This is a genomic window from Rhodococcus sp. H-CA8f (assembly GCF_002501585.1).
In the GTDB taxonomy this organism is placed as follows: Bacteria; Actinomycetota; Actinomycetes; order Mycobacteriales; family Mycobacteriaceae; genus Rhodococcus_F; species Rhodococcus_F erythropolis.
Window position 1 is genome coordinate 3,966,517 of record NZ_CP023720.1, and the last position, 15,423, is coordinate 3,981,939.

At 62.9% G+C, this 15,423-nt stretch carries 16 protein-coding genes; 3 read left to right on the forward strand and 13 right to left on the reverse strand.

The annotated features are described in order from the left end of the window. Positions 1 to 26: 26 nt before the first annotated feature. The 12 genes from CPI83_RS18470 to CPI83_RS18525 form a co-directional block, all read right to left on the reverse strand. Positions 27 to 668, reverse strand: a complete 642-nt coding sequence (locus CPI83_RS18470) for a dTMP kinase (RefSeq protein ID WP_020907105.1) — start codon at positions 666 to 668, stop codon at positions 27 to 29. Between the two features lie 80 nt (positions 669 to 748). Continuing rightward, a complete protein-coding gene (gene ahcY, locus CPI83_RS18475) occupies positions 749 to 2,227 on the reverse strand; it encodes an adenosylhomocysteinase (RefSeq protein WP_097387534.1) in 1,479 nt (492 codons plus the stop codon). Positions 2,228 to 2,287: 60 nt separating this feature from the next. Next, positions 2,288 to 2,929: a TetR family transcriptional regulator gene (locus tag CPI83_RS18480; protein WP_097387535.1), complete on the reverse strand. Its 642-nt coding sequence runs from the start codon at positions 2,927 to 2,929 to the stop codon at positions 2,288 to 2,290. 48 nt (positions 2,930 to 2,977) lie between these two features. Beyond that, on the reverse strand, positions 2,978 to 3,160 hold the full coding sequence (locus tag CPI83_RS18485) for a rubredoxin (RefSeq protein ID WP_003940894.1): 183 nt from the start codon (positions 3,158 to 3,160) through the stop codon (positions 2,978 to 2,980). Then, positions 3,157 to 3,342, reverse strand: a complete 186-nt coding sequence (locus tag CPI83_RS18490) for a rubredoxin (protein WP_081098345.1) — start codon at positions 3,340 to 3,342, stop codon at positions 3,157 to 3,159. Before CPI83_RS18490 ends, CPI83_RS18485 begins: the two co-directional genes overlap by 4 nt. Next, positions 3,342 to 4,568, reverse strand: a complete 1,227-nt coding sequence (locus tag CPI83_RS18495) for an alkane 1-monooxygenase (RefSeq protein WP_020907102.1) — start codon at positions 4,566 to 4,568, stop codon at positions 3,342 to 3,344. Before CPI83_RS18495 ends, CPI83_RS18490 begins: the two co-directional genes overlap by 1 nt. A 111-nt stretch (positions 4,569 to 4,679) precedes the next feature. Continuing rightward, the gene (locus CPI83_RS18500) at positions 4,680 to 6,176 is read right to left on the reverse strand and encodes an amino acid permease (protein WP_019747776.1); all 1,497 of its coding nucleotides are present in this window, start codon (positions 6,174 to 6,176) and stop codon (positions 4,680 to 4,682) included. 86 nt (positions 6,177 to 6,262) lie between these two features. Next, on the reverse strand, positions 6,263 to 7,222 hold the full coding sequence (locus CPI83_RS18505; protein ID WP_097387536.1) for a cation diffusion facilitator family transporter: 960 nt from the start codon (positions 7,220 to 7,222) through the stop codon (positions 6,263 to 6,265). Between the two features lie 28 nt (positions 7,223 to 7,250). Beyond that, positions 7,251 to 8,498 (reverse strand): mannose-6-phosphate isomerase, class I, encoded by a 1,248-nt coding sequence (gene manA, locus CPI83_RS18510; RefSeq protein ID WP_097387537.1) that lies wholly within the window; start codon positions 8,496 to 8,498, stop codon positions 7,251 to 7,253. Next, positions 8,499 to 9,593 carry a hypothetical protein gene (locus tag CPI83_RS18515; protein ID WP_021332559.1) on the reverse strand — a complete coding sequence of 365 codons (1,095 nt, stop codon included), beginning with the start codon at positions 9,591 to 9,593 and terminating at the stop codon, positions 8,499 to 8,501. A 163-nt stretch (positions 9,594 to 9,756) separates the two neighbouring features. Beyond that, positions 9,757 to 11,130 (reverse strand): phosphomannomutase/phosphoglucomutase, encoded by a 1,374-nt coding sequence (locus tag CPI83_RS18520; RefSeq protein WP_019747772.1) that lies wholly within the window; start codon positions 11,128 to 11,130, stop codon positions 9,757 to 9,759. A 127-nt stretch (positions 11,131 to 11,257) separates the two neighbouring features. Beyond that, positions 11,258 to 11,644: a DUF3499 domain-containing protein gene (locus CPI83_RS18525; RefSeq protein ID WP_020969213.1), complete on the reverse strand. Its 387-nt coding sequence runs from the start codon at positions 11,642 to 11,644 to the stop codon at positions 11,258 to 11,260. Between the two features lie 80 nt (positions 11,645 to 11,724). Between CPI83_RS18525 and CPI83_RS18530 the strand changes: the two genes are divergently transcribed. Further along, a complete protein-coding gene (locus CPI83_RS18530) occupies positions 11,725 to 12,213 on the forward strand; it encodes a metallopeptidase family protein (protein ID WP_003940797.1) in 489 nt (162 codons plus the stop codon). A 175-nt stretch (positions 12,214 to 12,388) separates the two neighbouring features. Here the strand turns inward: CPI83_RS18530 and CPI83_RS18535 are convergent, their stop codons facing one another. Beyond that, a complete protein-coding gene (locus CPI83_RS18535; protein ID WP_020907098.1) occupies positions 12,389 to 12,667 on the reverse strand; it encodes a WhiB family transcriptional regulator in 279 nt (92 codons plus the stop codon). Positions 12,668 to 13,047: 380 nt separating this feature from the next. Between CPI83_RS18535 and cofD the strand changes: the two genes are divergently transcribed. Together cofD and CPI83_RS18545 are read left to right on the forward strand one after the other, a co-directional pair. Beyond that, the gene (cofD, locus tag CPI83_RS18540) at positions 13,048 to 14,040 is read left to right on the forward strand and encodes a 2-phospho-L-lactate transferase (protein ID WP_020907097.1); all 993 of its coding nucleotides are present in this window, start codon (positions 13,048 to 13,050) and stop codon (positions 14,038 to 14,040) included. Then, the gene (locus CPI83_RS18545) at positions 14,037 to 15,422 is read left to right on the forward strand and encodes a coenzyme F420-0:L-glutamate ligase (protein ID WP_097387538.1); all 1,386 of its coding nucleotides are present in this window, start codon (positions 14,037 to 14,039) and stop codon (positions 15,420 to 15,422) included. The genes cofD and CPI83_RS18545 overlap by 4 nt, the downstream gene beginning before the upstream one ends. The last annotated feature ends 1 nt before the right edge of the window (position 15,423 follow it).

The window sequence follows — 15,423 nt, forward strand, 5'->3', positions numbered from 1 at the left end:
CGAATCCCGGCTGCCAGGGTGACCGATCACGCGAAATCCGCGAGCCTGCGTGCCAGATCTGCCGGGTCCGTCTCCGGCCCCACGATCCACCAGGGTGAGGCCCAGTTCGTCGCTGCCAACTGCTTGTAGAGCTCACCGGTTCTGGCCTGAAGACCGCCGTCGCGCTCGTAGGCGTCGAGCTGACGCGACGCGTCCTGGGCCTCACGGGAGCGGGCGCGCTGCTCGGCCAGGGCTACCGGCACGTCGAGGTACAGCTGCAGATCGGGAGCGGGGAGAGCGAGTCGACCCAACTCCAATTCACGGATCCAGGCGACCATCTCGCCGTCCACGCCCTGATGCACGCGCGCCGCGTTGTAGGCAGCGTTGGAGGCAACGTAGCGATCGAGGAGAACAATGTCGTTGGCGGACAACAGTTCCGAGATCCGATCCGCAGCACCGGCGCGGTCCAAGGCGAACAGGACTGCCATCGCGTTCACGGATTCAGCCAGGTCTCCGTGTGATCCTTTGAGCGCCTCGGCAGCAAGATCCGCGTGGATCGACTTTCCGTACCGCGGAAAATCCAGAGTCGCGATCGACGTGCCGCCGCGGCGGAGTTCGGTCTCCACTTTGCCGATCAACGTTCGCTTTCCAGCTCCGTCGAGGCCTTCCAATGCCACCAGTGTTCCCACGGCGGACAAGCCTATCCCCCGGCCTGCTTGCGCAGACCGGGGGACGGCGGGCACTACATTCTCAGCGACGAATCGCCGGGTCAGTAGCGGTAGTGCTCCGGCTTGTACGGGCCTTCGACGTCGACGCCGATGTACTCAGCCTGATCTTTCGTGAGCTTGGTCAGCGTGCCACCGAGTGCCTCGACGTGGATCTTGGCGACCTTCTCGTCGAGGTGCTTCGGGAGGCGGTAGACCTCGTTGTCGTACTCGTCCGGCTTCGTCCACAGTTCGATCTGTGCGATGACCTGGTTGGAGAAGCTGTTGCTCATCACGAACGACGGGTGGCCCGTCGCGTTGCCGAGGTTGAGCAGGCGGCCTTCGGACAGCACGATGATCGAGTGGCCGTCGGCGAAGGTGAACTCGTCGACCTGCGGCTTGATGTTGATCCGCGTGACGTCGCCGGACTTCTCGAGGCCTGCCATGTCGATCTCGTTGTCGAAGTGACCGATGTTGCCCAGGATGGCCTGGTGCTTCATGGCCTTCATGTGCTCGAACGTGATGATGTCCTTGTTACCGGTGGACGTGATCACGATGTCGGCCCAGCCGATGGCCTGCTCGACTGTCTTGACCTCGAAGCCGTCCATGAGCGCCTGAAGGGCGTTGATGGGGTCGACCTCGGTGACCGCGACGCGAGCGCCCTGGCCACGAAGTGCCTCGGCACAACCCTTGCCGACGTCTCCGTAACCACAGACCAGCGCAGCCTTGCCGCCGATCAGAACGTCGGTGCCGCGGTTGATGCCGTCGAGCAGCGAGTGGCGTGTGCCGTACTTGTTGTCGAACTTGCTCTTGGTGACCGAGTCGTTGACGTTGATCGCGGGGAACGTGAGTTCGCCGGCAGCGGCAACCTGGTACAGACGAAGAACGCCCGTGGTGGTCTCCTCGGTGACACCCTGGACGGACTCGGCGATCGCAGTCCACTTGCCCTTGTCAGCGGCGAGCGACTGACGCAGAAGCGCAAGGAAGACCTTGTACTCGTCGGAATCCTGGTCGTCGTCCGTCGGCGGCACGACGCCGGCCTTCTCGAACTGTGCGCCCTTGAGCACCAGCATGGTGGCGTCGCCGCCATCGTCGAGAATCATGTTGGCGGGCTCGCCCGGCCAGGTCAGCATCTGCTCGGCTGCCCACCAGTACTCTTCGAGGGTTTCACCCTTCCAGGCGAAAACCGGAACGCCCTTGGGCTCTTCCGGGGTGCCGTGCGGACCGACGACGATGGCGGCGGCAGCATGATCCTGCGTGGAGAAGATGTTGCACGAAGCCCAGCGGACCTCGGCGCCGAGCGCCGTCAGCGTCTCGATCAGAACCGCGGTCTGAATGGTCATGTGCAGCGAGCCGGAAACGCGAGCGCCCTTGAGCGGCAACACCTCTGCGTATTCGCGACGAAGCGCCATGAGGCCGGGCATCTCGTGCTCTGCCAGACGGATTTCCTTGCGACCGAACTCCGCGAGCGAAAGATCTGCAACTTTGAAGTCGATGCCGTTATGGCTCTCGGCCACGGGCGTTGTTGAAACTGAGGTCGTCATCTGCCTCTCCTGGTTGACGTGCAAACTATGCACAAGCCTATCGGTGTACCAGGCTATCGGTTAGACGCCCTCTCCCGCCCGCCCCTCTGCTGCCCGGCCCTCGCGCGCCACGTCGATGAAGGGCCCGAGCAATGTGCCCAGATCCTCCGCCACCGAAACCTCGGACTCCGGCGGCATCGAAATGTAGCTGAGTCCGAGACGCGCAATCGCCCTGGCCAGAATCCCGGCATCGGCGGGTGACGCCTGAATCCACCCTCGCTGGAAGCTCTCCGCAAGCCGCGACGACGCGCGTTCGATGATGACCGCGCTGTCAGTGGTGATCAGGCGAAGAAGGTCCGGCTTGGCCTCACCGGTGAGCAGAGAGATCACCAACGGGTCGGTTGCGCTGGAGGCGAAAAACGATCCGAAGCCCGCCGTCAGTGCCTCGACTGCACGTCCGTCGTTCGCCACCATGGCCTCGTCCACCGCATCGACGAATCCGTCGGCAAGGCGAAGCGCGTATGCCTCGGCAAGCCCTTGCCTCGAACCGAACTCGTTGTAGAGCGTCTGACGACTCACACCGGCATGCTTGGCCAGAACTGTCAGCGTCACCTCGGACCAGTCACGCTCGGTCAACAACTCACGCATCGAATCGAGCACCGACGTACGCAGCAGCAGGCGCGACGCTTCTTTCTGCGGCAGACGAGTTGGCGTCGAAGTCATGGTGACGACACTACCGCCGCGCTCAGGTCCGTTCGACGCCGACGCAACTCACCGCCGCTCGACCTCCACCATGAAGAAGTCGCTCTTCGCCGCGCCGCAGTCCGGGCAACTCCAGTCTTCGGGAATGTCGTCCCAGCGAGTTCCCGGTTCGATACCGTCCTCCGGCCAGCCGACTGCCTCGTCGTACTCGAATCCGCATTGCGCGCACTGATACAGCTTGTAGTCGTTCATGATTCATTCCCCGCCGTCGCCGGCATCGGTTCGAAGTCGAGCTTTTCCCGGACGCCGCAGTCCGGGCAGCACCAGTCGTCCGGCACGGCATCCCACGGCGTTCCTGCCGGAAACCCTTCTCGTGGTGCACCCTTCGACTCGTCGTAGACGTATTCACATACCGGGCATCGGTAGCTGCTCATCACGCTGCTCCGTACCGGGCGAGAATGCGATCACGCTTGGACGGCTGAACGTTGACTCGCGTGATGTCACCGCCGTAATGGGCAAGGACCTTGGGATCCATGACTTTTCGCCACAGCGGCGGAACGTAGGCGAGCATGATCATGCTCGCGTACCCACTGGGCAGGTTGGGTGCACCGTCCATGCTTCGAAGCGTCTGATAACGACGTGTCGGGTTCGCATGATGGTCACTGTGACGCTGGAGGTGATACAGGAAGATGTTGGTGCAGATGTGATCGCTGTTCCAACTGTGCTCCGGTGCGGCGCGCTCGTACCGCCCACTGTCCAGACGGCGACGCTTCAGTCCGTAATGTTCGAGGTAGTTGACGGTTTCGAGCAGGCAGAATCCGAAGACGGCCTGCAGCACCAGGAACGGCAGCACCGAGAGCCCGAAGACGGCGACGAGGACACCGAAGAGTACGACGGACATCAACCACGAATGCAGGACGTCGTTGCGAATTGTCCACGGCTTCTTACCCAGTCGATCGAGCCTGGCTTTCTCCAGGGACCACGACGAGCGCAGAGATCCCCACACACTGCGCGGCAGGAAGGTCCAGAAGCTCTCGCCGAAGCGAGACGACGCCGGGTCCTCGGGCGTGGCGACCCGCACGTGGTGTCCACGATTGTGCTCGATGTAGAAGTGGCCGTAAAACGACTGCGCCAGAGTGATCTTCGACAACCAGCGCTCGAGATCATCCTTCTTGTGACCTAGTTCGTGTGCGGTGTTGATCCCGATTCCTGCGACGCAACCGATACTGATCGCCAGACCGATCTTGGAGATCAGCCCCAGTCCCCCGTCGATTCCGAGCCAGGACAGGTCGGTCGCCGACCAGAGATAGCAGGCCAGGACCAGGCTGGCCAACTGGAACGGTATGTAGATGTAGGTGCAGTACCGGTAGTACTTGTCGTTCTCGAGGCGCTCCATCACCTCGTCCGGCGGATTCTCGCCGTCCGGACCGAAGAAGATGTCGAGGATCGGGAGCAGGATGTAGACGAGCAACGGCCCGATCCACCACCACACCGGCGAGACCGCGTTCCACCCGAGACTGTTGAACAACGCGACCAATCCGACGGCAATGAAGACCGCCGTCGGCGGCACCAGGCCGAGCAGCCAAAGATATCTCTTCTTGTCACGCCACTGCTCGGGCGGGAGTGTCTGCCCGGACTGCGAGTTCACGTGCGTCGACACGGTCTACCTCCTCGATTCGGACCGACTCGACAACTGTGAGTCAGTTCACCCTGAGATAGACAGTACTACGCTATTTGTACAAGTGATAGACAAATCATAATCTTTGTACATTTACTCGATTTCGCCGCGTTCACGCTTCCCGATCAACGAATGCTGCCTGCTGTAGGCGAAGTAGATGACAACACCGAGGGCCATCCAGACCACGAACCTCATCCAGGTCTCCACCGACAGGTTGAACATCAACCAGAGACACGCGAGGACAGCCAGGATCGGGATCAGCGGGACCAGCGGCACCCTGAACCCGCGGGGTAGGTCCGGCCGCGTCCGACGAAGCACGAGAACCCCCAACGACACGAGAACAAACGCGAACAACGTGCCGATATTGACCATTTCCTCGAGGGTGCCGATCGGGAACACTCCGGCGAGCACCGCGACCACAACGCCGACCAAGATCGTGATCCGCACGGGAGTTCCGTGCTTGCCGGTCGGCGCCAGGCGTCGCGGCATCAGACCGTCGCGTGCCATCGCGAAGAGCACCCTGGTCTGCCCGAGCATCAGCACCATCACCACGGTCGTGAGACCGGCCAACGCGCCGAACGAGATGACGTTTTTCGCCCACGTGATGTCGTGGAAGGCGAATGCCGTTGCCAGGTTGGAAGTATCGCCCTCGAGTTCGGTGTACTTCACCATCCCGGTCAACACGAGTGTCACTGCCACGTACAGAACCGTGACGATCAAGAGCGAGCCCAGGATGCCGCGTGGCAACGCCTTCTGCGGCTCCTTCGCCTCCTCCGCAGTCGTGGCGACGACGTCGAAGCCGATGAACGCGAAGAACACCAGACTGGCTGCCGCGAGCAATCCGTACCACCCGAATGTGCTGCCACCGGCCCCGGTCACGTACGAGAACAACGACTGGTGGATGCCCTCTCCCGTCGAGCCCGGCTCCGACGGCGGAATGTACGGCGAGTAGTTGTCGGTGTCGATGTAGAACAGACCGACGATGATCACCAGCAACACCACCGCGACCTTGATCGCCGTGATCACCAGTGACACCCTCGAAGAGAGTTTTGTGCCGGTCGCGAGCAGGATCGTGATGACGGCGATCACCAGCACCGCACCCCAGTCGAACGAGATCGGCCCCAACTCGACGATCGGGCTGCGTGAACCCATCACTTCGCCGAGGTACAGCGACCAGCCTTTTGCCACCACCGAAGACGCCAAGGCGAATTCGAGGATGAGATCCCAGCCGATGATCCAGGCGACGAATTCGCCGAATGTCGCGTACGAGAACGTGTACGCGCTACCGGCAACCGGGACCGTCGACGCGAACTCGGCGTAACACAGCGCTGCCAGTCCGCAGGCGATTGCCGCGATGACAAAAGCCAGGGAAACCGACGGCCCGGCGACGTTTCCCGCCGTCCGAGCCGTGAGTGTGAAGATGCCCGCACCGATGACCACTGCGACACCGAACACCGTGAGATCCCACGAGTTCAGCTCTTTCCGGAGTTTGGTTTCCGGCTCGTCGGTGTCCTTGATGGACTGCTCGATCGATTTGGTTCGAAACAGCTTCGACCGTCCAGATCCGGCCTGCTCGTCCTTGACAGCCATTGCCGCCTCCTTGCTGGGGACCAGCAGGTCCCACCATGGGCAAGTAGAGAGATGGCATCAGCCTAAGCCCGCAGGCGCGGCTTTGTTCAGGGTTTGTCGGGAGCCTGCAGATCTGTTTCAGAGCGATCTCCTGCGCTGAGACGATCCAGGTCCGGCTCGAGGTAGATCACCCGCGCCGCAGGCACTGCAGCGCGCACGCGAGACTCGGCCTCGTCGATCGCCGTCGCCACATCCGAGATCGTCGATCCGACCGGCACCGCAACCTTGGCAGCAACAAGGATCTCCTCGGGACCGAGGTACTGCGTCTTGCAATGAATGACGCGTTCGATACGAGTTCCGTCGACCAGTGCGTTGAGGATCAGTTCGGTCTCCACCGCCGTTGCGCCCTCACCGATCAGCAGCGACTGCATTTCGATGATCAGAATGACCGCGATGATGCCGAGCAGGACACCGATGCACAGAGTTCCGATGCCGTCGAAGACCGGATTTCCGGTCACCATCGTGAGACCGACGCCGCCGAGTGCAAGGACGAGACCGATCAATGCGCCGGTGTCCTCGAGCAGCACAACCGGGAGTTCCGGGCTACGAGAGGTTCGGATGAAGTTCCACCACGACGCATTTCCCTTGAGCGGTCGTGATTCCTTCGCTGCGGTCCGGAAGCTGTAGCCCTCCAGGCAGATCGCGATGAACAGGATCGCGATTGCCACGAAAGCCGAATTGAGTTCTTCCGGATGCTGAATCTTGTGAATACCTTCGTAGATCGCGAACAGCGAACCGAGGGTGAAGAGCACCAGTGCAACGACGAACGAATAGAAGTACCGGTTGCGCCCGTAACCGAACGGGTGCAGTTGATCTGCCTCACGTTCTGCCTTCTTCTGCCCCAAGAGCAGCAAACCCTGATTGGACGTGTCGGCCACCGAGTGCACCGATTCGGCGAGCATCGACGACGATCCGGTGATCAAGAATCCGGCGAACTTGGCTACGGCAATTCCGGCATTGGCTCCGAGGGCCGCCAGAATTGCCTTCTTGCCACCATGAGCCGACACAATGTCTCCTCGCTATCGACCGAGATTCCTATCGACCGACCACTGCACTGAAAACCTGCGCAGTCGGGGTTCGTGTGGTCAGGTGTACTACGGGCTCGTCGGCAGCAATCCACGCGGCTCGGCCCCGATCGAGGTCGAGAGTGTCGGCACCGCACGTCGCAGTGACCGCGCCGTCGGTGCAGATCAGAATCCGCGGGCCGCCGGCTTCGGCAACGAGGTCGGTGGCATTCGAGTCGAACTCCAGACGCGTCAAACGAAATTCAGGTGCGGGCGTGACGTACTCGTATCTACCTGCCCCTGACTGACCTGATCCTGACTGACCTGATCCTGGCGAAGGGGCCGGATCGAGCACTTCGATATCGGCCCCGACGAAGTCCAGAACCCTCAACAGTTCGGGCACGTCGACGTGTTTGGGCGTCAGCCCGCCGCGCAGCACGTTGTCGGAGTTGGCCATGATCTCCACCGCGAGTCCATGGAGATACGCGTGGAGATTTCCCGCAGCGAGAAACAGTCCTTGGCCGGGCTCGAGTGTGACGCGGTTGAGCAGTAGTGCCGCCAGAACGCCGGCGTCGCCGGGGTACGCCTCGCTCAATTCCAGCGCGGTGCGGATCTCGGTCACGAATTCGGCGTCGTGGTGCGCGACGTAGGTGATGCACCCCGCAAGCACGGCAGGGAGCAACGTCCCGAGCACCGTGGACGGCAGCGTGATCCATGTCGTGAACAACGCCCGGAGTCCGTCGGAATCGGGTTGGCCTTCGAGCAGACCGATGTACGGCTCCAACTCGTCGACGGCCAGAGCGCGCAGCAGTTTGACAGTCCGCGTCGGCTCGCGGAATCCGGCAAGCGCTTCAAATCTGCTCAGCGCGACAACGAGTTCGGGCTTGTGGCTGCCGTCCTTGTAGTTGCGAATCGGCGATTCCATGGGAACGCCGAGTGCGTTCTCACGACGAAAACCCTCGTCGGCTTGAACGGCGCTGGGATGCGCCTGAAGCGACAGCGGTTCTTCCGCCGCAAGCAACTTGAGCAGGAATGGGAGTCGCTCACCGAATGCCTCGAGGTTCTCACGGCCGAGTTCACGCTCGGGTTCGCGGTGCAGGACCTCGAGCAACGACTCGCTTCCGGATTCGGTGATCACGCGCGCCGGGTCACCCGGGTGCGCGCCCAACCACAACTCCGCTTCGGGATGATTCGACGGGGTCGCAAGACCGCGTAGTTCGGCAATTGCCGTTCGCGAGCCCCACGCGTAAGAACGAAGTGCACCTTCGAGTTCACGCACTTACTTCGCACCGCCCGTCAACTGCACGTACGCCGCGGCCATGTCTACTCGAGACGCCAACACGAATACCTGCTCCATCTCCGATATCACCACGTTGGTCTGGTCTTCGTCTGCCGCCACCACCAGATCGGCGTCGGCCAGTGCGTCCATCCGGCGTCTCGCCTCCCCGCGCGTGGATTCCGTCGCGAAGACGAACGCCCGCGCCGGTGGGGTCGGCAATGCGCCGTCCAGTTGCGGATCGTGAAAGAACGGGTCGTGGAACACCGAATCACGCGAAGCTGCGTCCGGCGCGAACAGAGCTCGTGCCGAACGAATCACCTCCGACATCTCGGCGGCAGCGGCATTCAGGCCAGAACTCATCAGCGAAACGCTCGAGAACTCTGCGAGTGCTGTTGTCACGGAACCACTCCCACACAGAACGACTCGCCGGCCGCTCATTCTGGTGGCCAACGACTTGGCCGGGTTGTGGAATACCTCGTTGGCCGGCCCGTCCCGCAGCGCCTCCGCATCAACGGCGTCGGCGATCCGACCGAGCACCGCCGAACGGTCCTCGATCGATCCCTTGCCCTCGATTTCGGCGGCAACGGCGAGGAAGACGGCGAGGAACCGCGTCATCGTGTGCCTCGGCGAGGCGTAGAGCCGCGGCGGCAACGACATGGTGCGCCCGGCCGCCACAGCCCGCATGGGCCCCTCGTCCGGAACGGCGACAACAACTTCGGCGCCACGGCGAACTGCACTGTCGACGGATTCGACCAGGCGCGGATCACCGGCATCGTCACCGGCAACGACGATCACGTCCAACGGTCCGGCCCACGACGGCGTCCGGTCGAGTACGAGGAGCGGACAACCGACCGAATCTCCGACGAGAGCAAGCGCGATCCTGGCTCCGTGCCGAGCGCCACCGGCACCGGCAATCAGCACGACGCTGCGCGGGCGCAGGCCGGCCAGCCGAGAGATCACACCCTCGCCGACGGCCGATGCGGTGGCCCGAATCTGTGCGCCCCCCATGGCCACAGACCGCAGTAGCCCTTCCGAATCGGCAGCCGACAAACCCTCGCTGTCGTCGAGGTCGAGAAGCGGCATCGGCGCTGTCATCTCACCGCACCCCCTTCTCCGTTAGCAGTTCCCGCACCATCCAGCATTCCAGCTCTACGCGGTCCGTGGTGGCAAAGCCCTCGTTCCCGAGGCAGTCGTTCCCGAGATAGTCCCCCAACTATCCCAGGGCTTCGGCTCACCGACAAACCGATCAGACTCGGATTCAAGCCCGGACGATCGCCAGAATTTCGTTCACCAATGCGTCGACATCGGCGGACGTGGGTGCTTCGACGTTGAGTCGCAGCAAAGGCTCGGTATTGGACGCGCGCAAGTTGAACCAGGCATTTCCCTCGAGACTGACCGTGACACCATCGAGGCGATCAACCGACTCGGTGCGGTCCGCGAATGCTGCCAGCACAGCGGCAGTGCGATCGGCCGCGTCAGCCACCGTGGAGTTGATCTCACCCGAGGCCGCGTAGCGGGTGTACTCCGCCATCAACTCGGAGAGCGGACGGTCCTGCTCGCCCAGTGCGGCGAGTACGTGCAACGCCGCGAGCATGCCGGAGTCGGCGCCCCAGAAATCGCGGAAGTAGTAGTGAGCTGAGTGCTCGCCGCCGAAGACGGCACCGGTCTCGGCCATCTCCTGCTTGATGAACGAGTGGCCGACTCGTGTGCGGATCGCGACGCCGCCGAGTTCTTCGACCAGTTCGGGCACTGCCCGCGACGTGATCAGATTGTGGATGATCGACGCGCCCGGTTCCTTCGCGAGTTCGCGCTTGGCGACAAGTGCCGTCACCGCGGACGGAGAGACGGGGTCGCCCTTCTCGTCGACGACGAAGCAACGGTCTGCGTCACCGTCGAAAGCCAGGCCGATGTCTGCTCCGGTCTCACGCACGTAGGCCTGCAGGTCGACGAGGTTGGCCGGATCGAGCGGATTGGCTTCGTGGTTGGGGAACGTGCCGTCGAGCTCGAAGTAGAGCGGGAGGACTTCGAGAGGCATCGGCCCGAATACGGCCGGCGCGGTATGGCCGCCCATGCCGTTGCCTGCATCGACTGCGACCTTCATCGGGCGCAACGCAGCCAGGTCGACCAATCCGCGGAGGTAGCTCGCGTATTCCTCGAGGACGTCCTTGGTGCTGGCGGTACCTGCCGGTCCGTCGTACGCGGGAACACCCGAGACGACCTCGGCGGAGATGACTGCCAGGCCGGTGTCCTGACCGACGGGCTTGGCGCCGGCCCGGCACATCTTGATGCCGTTGTACTTGGCCGGATTGTGGCTCGCCGTGAACATCGCGCCCGGGCAGTTCAGCAAACCGGATGCAAAGTAGAGCTCGTCGGTCGACGCCAATCCGATGTAGACGACGTCGAGTCCTTGAGCGAGCACGCCGTCACCGAAAGCAGAAGACAGTGTGGGCGACGATGCACGCATGTCGTAGCCGATCACAACCGTCGTGGCTGCGCCGGCCTCGTCACGGACCAGACGGGCGAACGACGCTCCCACGTCGCGGACAAAATCTTCGTCGATCTGCTCACCGACCACGCCGCGCACGTCGTACGCCTTGATGATTGCAGCAACCGACTCGGCTGTTCGCCCCACTGAAAACTCTCCTTGTGCATGCACCCTCACAGACGGGAACGTCCGGGCGCATGGCGTCCGGAGATTCGCAGTACTCGGGTGTGGAAGTACTCGGTCGAGCCTAGCGTCTGCGGCGACGAATCTCGCGTCAGTTGGATGGGTCGGGCAGTACGCGGAGGTGTCCACGACGCCCTGTACGGGCAGTACTCGGAGCCGCGGGACGTATGTCCTCATCTGCGTCGACGTTGGACTTGTTGCGATCTCCGAGACCGGCTTCACGTACAGCTTCGGCCAAAGCGGTCAGATCGTCTTCGTCGGGAGTGCTCGACGCGAATCCGCCTTCGTGGCGGACGAGTTCCCAGCCCTTGGGGGCGGTGATTCGAGAGCCGTGAGTGTCACACAAATCCCATGAATGGGGCTCGGCGACGGTTGCCAGCGGCCCGACAACCGCAGTGGAGTCCGAGTAGACATACGTAAGCGTCGCGACGGCGGGGTTCTTGCACCCGGGGCGGCAGCAGCGACGCAGAGATCTCACAGGTACGGAGCCTAGCCCTCCCCACGTCCGGAACCTACTCGGACACACCGAGCAGTTTCTTCTGTCGTAATCTGGGCGCCATGCCACAAGCCCGCCGCCGACGCTCGGTCACCACTCGTTCCATCGAGCGACACGGCCGTGGCCTGCGCGGACCACTCCTTCCCCCGGAGGTGCCCGCCAGGCGTACCCGGGCCGAGAAGTTCGATCTCCTGGTGCTCGACGCCTTTTCGCCCGTCGACCTCGCGTGGCACGACCGGTTGACGAAACTCGACATCGCGGTGGACGAAGTTCCGAAGATTCACGCGCACGATCCGGAGTCCGTCACATGGCCGCCGGAGGTCATCGCAGACGGCCCGGTTCCACTGTCACGACTGATACCCGCCGGAATCGACCGTCACGGAAATACGACTCGCGCAAGAATTGTGCTGTTTCGCCGCCCATTGGAGCAGCGCGCGAAGGATCCGGAAGAACTCACGGATCTGGTGCACGACGTGTTGGTCCATCAAGTCGGCACGTATCTGGGCGTCGACCCACAGGTCATCGACCCCACACTGCCCGACGAGGACTGATACTGCCCGACGAGGACTGACGCACCGTCAGACGAAAAAACTGATGTCACACGAAGAAGTAAATCCACACGAAGAACAAAACAGTCGTTGCTTGACCTGCAATTCCCCGTTGCAGGTCAGACTTTCGAAGACCGCCCGTCAGCCCCGACGCTGACAGAACCGATTCAGCAGCAGATCAGATGATCCCCCGCTTGAGTCGCCGACGCTCGCGCTCGGACAACCCTCCCCAGATTCCGAACCGTTCGTCGTTCGCGAGCGCGTACTCGAGGCACTCGTCACGAACTTCACAACCGAGGCAGATCCGCTTTGCTTCCCTCGTCGATCCACCCTTTTCAGGGAAGAACGCTTCGGGATCGGTCTGCGCGCAGAGAGCACGCTCCTGCCACTGATCCTCGATGGTGTCGAACAATTCTTCGAAGCCGGTGACGAGACTCAGCACTGGCCGAGTACTCATACCGTCGAACTCACTGCTGCAGGCACCTTCTGCTGCGCCTGCTCGGGAATCGGTCTGCGGTTCGTCGCTTACTGTCATTGCGAGAGAACTGATCTCGACATTTTCATTGGGCATCGTTCCGCCTCCTCACCTGTAATAGCGCAGAATTTTCACTCCATCTTCAACCCCACCCCGTCGACCGTTCGAAACTGTGTTCGAAACCGGCCCCGCTGCAAGTGAACTCACAAGTAGCGGTTGGAATGACACATTTGAGATTACACACGTCCAGCGTGTCGCGGTCAAGCTAAACGAGATGAATCCATTAGTATTCCGGCCCCCAATTGACGGGACCTTCTGCCCGCCAGACACGACGACGCGCCGACCGCCTAGGCTCTGTTGTCGTGAACGTGACTGTATTGGTTGGCGGCGTCGGCGGGGCCCGTTTCCTTCAAGGTGTGCAAAATGCGCTCGGAATCGCCGGTGGTGAATCCCTCGAGAAATACGAAGGCCCACATCGCATCACGGCCGTCGTCAACGTCGGAGACGACGTCTGGATGCACGGTCTGCGCATCTGCCCCGATCTGGACACTTGTATGTACACACTCGGCGGCGGTATCGACACCGAACGCGGGTGGGGGCACGCCGGCGAAACCTGGAATGCGAAAGAAGAACTCGCGGCATACGGAGCGAAGCCGGACTGGTTCGGCCTCGGAGATCGCGATATCGCAACGCATTTGATTCGCAGCCAGATGCTCCGCACGGGATATCCGTTGTCCGCGATCACCGAAGCGTTGTCCAATCGCTGGAATCCGGGTGTCGCACTGCTTCCCGTGAGCGACGATCGCAGCGAAACACACGTCGTGATCACCGATCCGGAAGACGGTGAGCAGAAGGCGATTCATTTCCAGGAGTGGTGGGTACGCCATCGAGCACAGGTGGAAACTCACAGCTTCGCTCACGTCGGCGCCGAGCAGGCCAAGCCCGCGCCGGGGGTGGTCGAGGCGATCGACGGTGCCGACATCGTGCTGATCGCACCGTCCAATCCCGTCGTGAGCGTCGGCGCGATCCTCGCGGTGCCCGGCATTCGCGGAGCCCTGCGGACCACCGCGGCCAAGGTTGTCGGCCTCTCCCCCGTCATCGGTGGAAAACCGTTGCGCGGCATGGCTGACGAGTGCCTCGAAGTGATCGGGGTCGAGACGACTTCCGAGGCGATCGGTCGCCACTACGGAGCTCGCTCGATCAACGGCATTCTCGACGGCTGGCTCGTCGACGAAGGTGACACGGCCGACATCGACGGGGTGGACGTGCGAAGCATCCCACTTTTGATGACGTCCCCCGAAGAGACCGCAAAAATGGTTCGAACGGCTTTCGAGATCGCCGGAGTCGAACTGTGACCGAGCCCGGAACCGAAGCAAGCCGCGACAGAAATCACTCTCCCGGCGATCACTCCCCCGGCGCCGCAATCGAAGTCATTCCCGTGCTCGGCCTTCCCGAGTTCCGGCCCGGAGACGACTTGGCCGCCGCTGTCGTCGACGCGACACCGTGGCTCGAGAACGGCGACGTCGTTGTCGTCACGAGCAAGGTGTTCTCAAAAGTCGAGGGTCGCATCGTTTCCTCGCCGACCGATCCGGAAGAGCGCGACGCAGCACGACGCCTCCTGGTGGATCAGGAAGCCGTCCGCGTCGTGGCCCGCAAGGGCCGCACTCTGATCACCGAGAACAAACTCGGCATCGTGCAGGCCGCATCGGGCATCGACGGCTCCAACGTCGACGGTGCCGAACTGGCCCTGCTCCCCGTGGATCCCGATGCGAGCGCAGCGGGGCTGCGTGCCCGAATTCTCGAGTGCACGGGCAAGTCCGTCGCCGTCGTCGTGACCGACACGATGGGTCGCGCGTGGCGCAACGGGCAGACCGATGCCGCGATCGGTTCCTCCGGCATTCCGGTCCTGCACGGCTACCTCGGGGCACAGGACAGCCAGGGCAACGATCTGATCGTCACCGAGATCGCGATCGCGGACGAGATCGCCGCTGCGGGCGATCTGGTCAAGGGCAAGCTCGGCGGCGTTCCCGTCGCCGTCGTGCGAGGACTCCGATTCGAGGACGACGGTTCGAGTGGCCAGGATCTGATCCGTCGCGGCCCGGACGATCTGTTCTGGCTGGGAACCGAGGAGGCTACGGCGATGGGCCGCGGCCAGGCGCTGCTGTTGCGTCGGTCGGTTCGGCAGTTCGCAGGTGATCCCGTCGACGCGGAGATCATTCGCAGCTCGATCGCCGAGGCACTCACCGCTCCAGCACCCCACCACACGAGGCCTGTTCGATTCGTGTGGCTGCGGACCGAGTCGGTCCGCACGTCGCTCCTCGAGCAGATGCGTGAGAAGTGGGCCGCCGATCTGCGTGCGGACGGTCGTAGCGACGAATCCGTCGACGCGCGGGTTGCCCGCGGAAACATCCTGTTCGACGCCCCCGAGGTCGTCATTCCCTTCTGCGTGCCCGACGGCGCACACAGTTATCCGGATGCCCGACGTACTGCGGCGGAGTCCACGATGTTCACCGTCGCTGCCGGCGCGGCAGTGCAGGGACTGCTGGTCTCGCTGGCCACACGCGGCGTGGGAAGCTGCTGGATCGGATCGACGATCTTCGCCGCCGACCTCGTTCGCGAACAACTCGATCTCCCGGCCGATTGGCAACCACTCGGCGCGGTCGCAATCGGGCACCCCCTCGAACCGCTGACTCCGCGCACGGTCTCCGCCCCCGGGGACGCGTTGGTGGAGCTGTAGG

Excerpts from the sequence above, each read along its gene's own strand:
- ahcY (WP_097387534.1), bottom strand. The coding sequence starts at position 2,227 with ATGACGACCTCAGTTTCAACAACGCCCGTGGCCGAGAGCCATAACGGC.
- CPI83_RS18480 (WP_097387535.1), bottom strand. The coding sequence starts at position 2,929 with ATGACTTCGACGCCAACTCGTCTGCCGCAGAAAGAAGCGTCGCGCCTG.
- CPI83_RS18485 (WP_003940894.1), bottom strand. The coding sequence starts at position 3,160 with ATGAACGACTACAAGCTGTATCAGTGCGCGCAATGCGGATTCGAGTAC.
- CPI83_RS18490 (WP_081098345.1), bottom strand. The coding sequence starts at position 3,342 with ATGAGCAGCTACCGATGCCCGGTATGTGAATACGTCTACGACGAGTCG.
- CPI83_RS18500 (WP_019747776.1), bottom strand. The coding sequence starts at position 6,176 with ATGGCTGTCAAGGACGAGCAGGCCGGATCTGGACGGTCGAAGCTGTTT.
- CPI83_RS18515 (WP_021332559.1), bottom strand. The coding sequence starts at position 9,593 with ATGACAGCGCCGATGCCGCTTCTCGACCTCGACGACAGCGAGGGTTTG.
- CPI83_RS18530 (WP_003940797.1), top strand. The coding sequence starts at position 11,725 with ATGCCACAAGCCCGCCGCCGACGCTCGGTCACCACTCGTTCCATCGAG.
- CPI83_RS18535 (WP_020907098.1), bottom strand. The coding sequence starts at position 12,667 with ATGAGTACTCGGCCAGTGCTGAGTCTCGTCACCGGCTTCGAAGAATTG.